Annotated in this window: 7 protein-coding genes; 6 read left to right on the top strand and 1 reads right to left on the bottom strand. The window is 34.3% G+C overall.

All coding sequences use genetic code 11. From position 1 onward, the window contains the following. Window positions 1-199: 199 nt before the first annotated feature. Window positions 200-1,552: an aspartate kinase gene (locus tag HMPREF2818_RS00790; RefSeq protein WP_000869694.1), complete on the bottom strand. Its 1,353-nt coding sequence runs from the start codon at window positions 1,550-1,552 to the stop codon at window positions 200-202. Between the two features lie 93 nt (window positions 1,553-1,645). Here HMPREF2818_RS00790 and HMPREF2818_RS00785 point away from each other — a divergent pair, with 93 nt between their 5' ends. The 6 genes from HMPREF2818_RS00785 to fabK all read left to right on the top strand — a co-directional run bounded on the left by HMPREF2818_RS00785 (window position 1,646) and on the right by fabK (window position 6,120). Next, the gene (locus HMPREF2818_RS00785) at window positions 1,646-2,296 is read left to right on the top strand and encodes an HAD family hydrolase (protein WP_000335413.1); all 651 of its coding nucleotides are present in this window, start codon (window positions 1,646-1,648) and stop codon (window positions 2,294-2,296) included. Between the two features lie 136 nt (window positions 2,297-2,432). After that, window positions 2,433-3,224: an enoyl-CoA hydratase gene (locus HMPREF2818_RS00780; RefSeq protein ID WP_000667365.1), complete on the top strand. Its 792-nt coding sequence runs from the start codon at window positions 2,433-2,435 to the stop codon at window positions 3,222-3,224. A 95-nt stretch (window positions 3,225-3,319) separates the two neighbouring features. After that, window positions 3,320-3,754: a fatty acid biosynthesis transcriptional regulator FabT gene (locus HMPREF2818_RS00775; RefSeq protein ID WP_000455488.1), complete on the top strand. Its 435-nt coding sequence runs from the start codon at window positions 3,320-3,322 to the stop codon at window positions 3,752-3,754. Next, entirely contained in the window at window positions 3,754-4,725 is a 972-nt protein-coding gene (locus tag HMPREF2818_RS00770) for a beta-ketoacyl-ACP synthase III (protein WP_000230693.1), read from the top strand. Before HMPREF2818_RS00775 ends, HMPREF2818_RS00770 begins: the two co-directional genes overlap by 1 nt. Window positions 4,726-4,782: 57 nt before the next feature. After that, window positions 4,783-5,007, top strand: a complete 225-nt coding sequence (locus tag HMPREF2818_RS00765) for an acyl carrier protein (RefSeq protein WP_000257836.1) — start codon at window positions 4,783-4,785, stop codon at window positions 5,005-5,007. A 153-nt stretch (window positions 5,008-5,160) separates the two neighbouring features. Continuing rightward, window positions 5,161-6,120 carry an enoyl-[acyl-carrier-protein] reductase FabK gene (gene fabK / locus HMPREF2818_RS00760; RefSeq protein WP_000857463.1) on the top strand — a complete coding sequence of 320 codons (960 nt, stop codon included), beginning with the start codon at window positions 5,161-5,163 and terminating at the stop codon, window positions 6,118-6,120. The last annotated feature ends 8 nt before the right edge of the window (window positions 6,121-6,128 follow it).

Genomic DNA, 6,128 nt, shown 5'->3' with positions numbered 1-6,128 from the left:
ACTTTGGTTAGCCTTTTTTTATTGGAATTATTATTCCTTAAGGTTGGCTAGCATCTTAATTGTCCGAATTTGTCAGTGATACCAAGTAGTTACGATTAAAATTGAAAAAACTATCCTATGTTCTAAATAAAATCGTCCTAAGTAAACTTACTTAGGACGATTTGTTATCTATCTAATAGTGTAAGTAGTGTAATAGGTACTATTTTTGGAAGAATGTTTCATATAGTGCTTTAATAGCTCTTTTTTCATCCTTACTGTCTATAACGAACATAATGGAGACTTCGCTTGAACCTTGTGATATCATGGTGATATTGATTTTTTCTCTTGATAAGGCTTGTGTCGCTGTTGCAGTGACTCCAATCTGACTTTTCATATTTTCACCTACAATTACGATTGTAGATAAATTGTGTTGGATGTCAACGTAATCTACTTCTAGTTTACGAGTTAGGTAATTTAAGATTTCTTGTTCTTTGATTGGTGTCAATTCTTTTTCACGTAAGACAATGGATAGATCATCTATGCCAGTTGGCATATGTTCAAAACTAATATTTAAATCCTCTAAAATTTGTAGTACTTTTCGGCCGAAACCTACTTCTCTATTCATTAAGTATTTAGATACGTTTATGCTAGCAAAACGGCTATCAGAAGCGATCCCAGTTACTGCTATGTTACTACGAGTATGCTTTAAAACTATTTTTGTACCAGGCTGTTGGGGATTATTTGTATTTTTAATAACAAGAGGGATTCTGCCACGATAGGCAGGAAGTAAAGCTTCATCATGTAAAACCGAAAAACCCGCATAGGCTAATTCACGCATTTCTTTATAAGTAAGCTCAGGGATAGCGTGAGGGTTCTTAACTACACCTGGATGTGCTGCAAATATACCATCAACATCTGTGAAGTTCTCATAAAGGTCTGCTTTTATGCCTGCTGCAATTAGGGATCCAGTAATGTCAGATCCCCCTCTTGAAAAGGTACAAATTTGGTTATCTTCTGTGACTCCAAAAAATCCAGGGATAACAAGAACCTCATTGTATAGACATAAGTTCTCAATCTTATCATAACTTCCTGGAATAATTCGTGCATTACATGGTTCTTTAGTTACAATAATTCCTGCTTCGTTTGGATGAACATATCTTGCAGGAATGTCATTTTGATTAAAAAACGTTGCAACTAACTTTGCGTTGTTATCTTCACCGGCTGCTAAAAAACAATCATATAAAAACTGATTATTTTCTATGGGAAGTGAAGCTAGCTGCTCTATAGAGCGAGTAATTTCTTCTGCAATAGTGCTTCCTAAAGACAAATCACTAATAATTTCTTGATAACGATTGATAATCCAAGTTTGGTCTTTAACAATATCTTTACCGTTAATATAATTTTGATAATATTGTATCAAAGCATCTGTCATTTTTAAGTCTTCTTCGTAGCGTTTCCCTGGAGCTGAAACGACAACAAACCGTCTAGTGTAGTCTGATTTGATAATATTTAGTACTTTGTATAATTGTTGGGAAGATGCTAAAGAACTTCCTCCAAATTTGACTACTTTCATAGGTTACCTCAAGAATGAATTTTAGATAAATTATAACAAAAGTCAGAAAATTTGTCATTACCTCTAAATTTAAAAGAATGATATAATAGTTACATGTGTAAATATAAAGCAATAATATTTGATATGGATGGTGTTCTATTTGACACTGAATTATTTTATTATAAAAGGCGAGAGCGTTTTTTAAAACAACATGGAATTACAATTGACCATTTACCAATGAATTTTTTTATTGGAGGAAATATGAAGCAGGTTTGGAAATCTGTTTTAGGTGATCAATATGATACCTGGGATATTGATAAGCTCCAACAAGATTATAGTCGCTATAAAGAGGATAATCCCTTGCCATACAAAGATTTAATTTTTCAGGATTGTAAAAGAGTCATTGAAAAGCTTCATCACAAAGGCTATCTTTTGGGTCTAGCTTCAAGTTCTACTAGACATGATATCATGTTAGCATTAGAAAGTTTTAATCTGGATACATATTTTAAGGTAATTCTGTCTGGTGAGGAATTTTCAGAAAGTAAACCTAATCCAGCTATTTATAATAGAGCAGCAGAACTTTTAGATATTCCTAAACAGCAAATTCTTATTGTAGAAGACAGTGAGAAGGGTATTACAGCTGGTATTGCATCCGGTATTGATGTGTGGGCTATTGAAGATAAATACTTTGGAATGAATCAGTCGCAGGCTAATGTATTAGTGAGCGATCTGAGTCAATTTTTTGTGAAATTAGATAACTATTAAAAACGGGAAGTTTAATTCCGTTTTTTTATTTTTTATCTTGCCATGAAAGCTAGGTTTATGATAAAATACAAAGCATGATAATTTGATAATCAAATTATTTTTTATTTTTCTTTCACTCTTAAAGAGAGGAGACATTTTGAAGTTCGAAAATATAATATATGGTATTGATGGCAACGTGGCCACTATTATGCTTAATCGACCAGATATTTCAAATGGTTTTAACATCCCAATGTGTCAAGAAATTATTGATGCAATAAGGCTTGTGTCTGAAAATAAAGATGTCATGTTTTTAGTGATTGAAGCACAAGGACCAATCTTTTCAATCGGAGGAGATTTAAAAGTGATGAAAGCTGCTGTTGAGAGCGATGATATTAGCTCATTAACTAAAATTGCTGAGTTAGTTAATCAGATATCGTATGATTTACTACAGCTAGAGAAACCTGTTGTTATGTGTGTAGATGGGGCTGTAGCTGGTGCCGCAGCTAATATTGCATTAGCAGCTGATTTTGTTATCGCAAGCAAGAAGAGTAAATTTATCCAGGCTTTTGTGGGTGTCGGTTTAGCTCCAGATGCAGGAGGTTTATTGTTACTTAGTAAATCAATCGGTATAACTCGTGCAGTGCAACTAGCTTTAACTGGAGAAAGCTTATCTGCTGAAAAAGCTGAAGCTTTGGGAATTGTTTATAAACTTTGTGAATCAGATAAAATAGGTAAAATTAAGGATCAACTATTAAAGCGTTTAAGTAGACATTCTATAAACTCATATCAAGCCATAAAATCATTAGCTTGGGAAGCTGCTTTTAAAGATTGGGAACAATATAAAAAGCTTGAATTACAGTTACAAGAATCATTAGCCTTTAAGCAAGATTTTAAAGAAGGTGTTCGGGCACACGCTGATAGAAGGCGTCCTAATTTTTTAGGTAAATAGTTTGAAAATCAAATTATTTAAGATTAAAGTCTTGCAAATAAGTTTGAACTTTGATATAATTTGATTATCAAAGTTTAATGTGAGGTGGTGATATCTTGGAATATGATCAGATTAATAGTTATTTAGTTGACATTTTTAATAGAATCATGATTATTGAGGAAATGAGTTTAAAGACTAGCCAATTTAGCGATGTATCTTTAAAAGAAATGCATACTATTGAAATTATTGGGAAACATTCTGAGGTAACTCCTAGCGATGTCGCTCGAGAATTAATGTTAACTTTGGGAACTGTAACAACCAGCCTTAATAAGTTAGAAAAAAAAGGCTACATTGAGCGTAAACGGTCAAGTATTGATCGTCGAGTTGTTCACTTGAGTCTTACTAAGAGAGGTAGGTTATTAGATCGATTGCATAGTAAATTTCATAAATCTATGGTATCTCATATTATTGAAGACCTAGGTGAAGAAGACATAAAAATGTTGACGAGCGCTTTAGGGAATCTTCATAAATTTTTGGAGGACTTAGTCTAGTGGTTTTTGCTAAAATTAGTCAACTTGCACATTATGCACCTTCTCAAATTATTAAAAATGAGGATTTATCATTAATCATGGATACCAGTGATGACTGGATTTCGTCACGTACTGGTATAAAACAACGTCATATTAGTAAAAATGAAACAACAGCTGATTTGGCAAATAAGGTCGCAGAACAACTTATTGAAAAATCCGGTTATTCCGCTAGTCAAATTGACTTTATTATTGTTGCAACGATGACACCAGACTCTATGATGCCTTCTACTGCCGCAAGAGTGCAAGCTCATATTGGAGCGAGTAATGCTTTTGCCTTTGACTTGAGTGCAGCATGTAGTGGTTTTGTTTTTGCCTTGTCTACCGCCGAAAAATTGATATCATCAGGTAGCTATCAAAAAGGTTTAGTAATAGGAGCAGAAACTGTTTCTAAAGTATTAGACTGGACTGATAGAGGGACAGCAGTTTTATTTGGAGATGGAGCTGGAGGTGTCTTGCTAGAAGCTTCTAAGGAAAAACATTTTCTTGCAGAGTCTCTCAATACAGATGGTAGTCGTCAGGGACTTCAATCTAGTCAAGTCGGGTTAAATTCACCTTTCTCAGATGAAGTACTTGATGATAAATTTTTGAAAATGGATGGTAGAGCAATCTTTGATTTTGCTATCAAAGAAGTTTCAAAAAGTATCAATCATCTTATAGAAACATCCCATTTGGAAAAAGAAGATATTGATTATCTTTTCTTACACCAAGCGAATCGAAGGATTTTAGATAAGATGTCTCGAAAAATTGATATAGCACGTGATAAATTTCCAGAGAATATGATGGATTATGGTAATACTAGTGCAGCTAGTATCCCTATTTTACTTTCAGAATCTTATGAGAACGGTTTGTTGAAACTAGATGGTAACCAAACAATCCTCTTATCGGGTTTCGGTGGAGGTTTGACATGGGGAAGTCTAATTGTTAAAATTTAGTTATATATAGTGCATAGCACATTTATAAAAGATTATTTAAAATTTAAGGAGCTAAAAATGGCAGTATTTGAAAAAGTACAAGAAATTATTGTTGAAGAACTTGGTAAAGATGCAGAAGAAGTAACGTTGAACACTACTTTTGACGATCTTGATGCTGATTCGCTTGATGTTTTCCAAGTGATTTCAGAAATTGAAGATGCATTTGATATCCAAATTGAGACAGAAGAAGGACTAAATACTGTTGGTGATTTAGTTGCTTATGTTGAAGAAAAAGTAAAATAATTAAGTCGTAAGAAAAAAGAAGCAAGTGATAATAAAAGATATTCTTACCAAATCACTTATTAGAGTGAGTATTCAATCAATCGTTGATCGGTACTCACTCTTCTTCTTATCAATATAGTTTGATTATCAAATTATTAATTTTAGGAAAGAAAAATGAAAACACGTATAACAGAATTACTAAATATAAAATATCCAATTTTTCAAGGGGGTATGGCGTGGGTCGCTGATGGAGACCTTGCAGGAGCAGTTTCTAAGGCAGGTGGTCTAGGTATTATTGGTGGAGGAAATGCCCCTAAAGAGGTTGTCAAAGCAAATATTGATAAAATAAAATCTATGACTGATAAACCCTTTGGTGTGAATATTATGCTTTTATCACCTTTTGTAGATGATATTGTTGATTTGGTTATTGAAGAAGGTGTAAAAGTTGTAACGACGGGTGCAGGTAATCCTGGTAAGTACATGGAGCGCTTTCATGAAGCAGGTATAACAGTAATCCCTGTTGTTCCTAGTGTTGCATTAGCAAAACGTATGGAGAAATTAGGGGCTGATGCTATCATTACAGAAGGAATGGAAGCGGGAGGTCACATCGGGAAACTGACCACGATGACATTAGTGCGGCAGGTTGTTGATGCTGTTACAATTCCAGTCATTGCCGCAGGTGGTATAGCAGATGGACGTGGGGCTGCTGCGGGTTTCATGTTAGGAGCTGATGCTGTTCAGATAGGAACTCGTTTTGTTGTTGCTAAAGAATCTAATGCTCACCCTAATTACAAAGCAAAAATCTTAAAAGCAAAAGATATCGACACTGCTGTTTCTGCTCAGGTAGTAGGTCACCCAGTTCGTGCCTTAAAAAATAAACTAGTAACAACCTATAGCCAAGCAGAAAAAGATTATTTAGCTGGCCGTATTTCAATCAATGAGATTGAAGAATTAGGAGCAGGAGCTCTTCGCAATGCAGTTGTTGATGGGGATGTTATTAATGGTTCAGTTATGGCAGGACAAATTGCCGGATTAATTAAATCAGAAGAGACTTGTCAAGAGATTCTTGAAGATATTTATTCAGGAGCGCGTCAAGTTATTCTTTCTGAGGCAAACCGCTGGTCAGATTTATAAATACAAAT

The sequence above is a fragment of the Streptococcus sp. HMSC076H09 genome (assembly GCF_001811765.1).
Taxonomy (GTDB): Bacteria; Bacillota; Bacilli; order Lactobacillales; family Streptococcaceae; genus Streptococcus; species Streptococcus agalactiae.
Note: the sequence above shows the minus strand (reverse complement) of the source record. Positions and strands in the feature narration are given on the sequence as shown.

Excerpts from the sequence above, each read along its gene's own strand:
- fabK (WP_000857463.1), top strand. The coding sequence starts at position 5,161 with ATGAAAACACGTATAACAGAATTACTAAATATAAAATATCCAATTTTT.
- HMPREF2818_RS00785 (WP_000335413.1), top strand. The coding sequence starts at position 1,646 with ATGTGTAAATATAAAGCAATAATATTTGATATGGATGGTGTTCTATTT.
- HMPREF2818_RS00765 (WP_000257836.1), top strand. The coding sequence starts at position 4,783 with ATGGCAGTATTTGAAAAAGTACAAGAAATTATTGTTGAAGAACTTGGT.
- HMPREF2818_RS00790 (WP_000869694.1), bottom strand. The coding sequence starts at position 1,552 with ATGAAAGTAGTCAAATTTGGAGGAAGTTCTTTAGCATCTTCCCAACAA.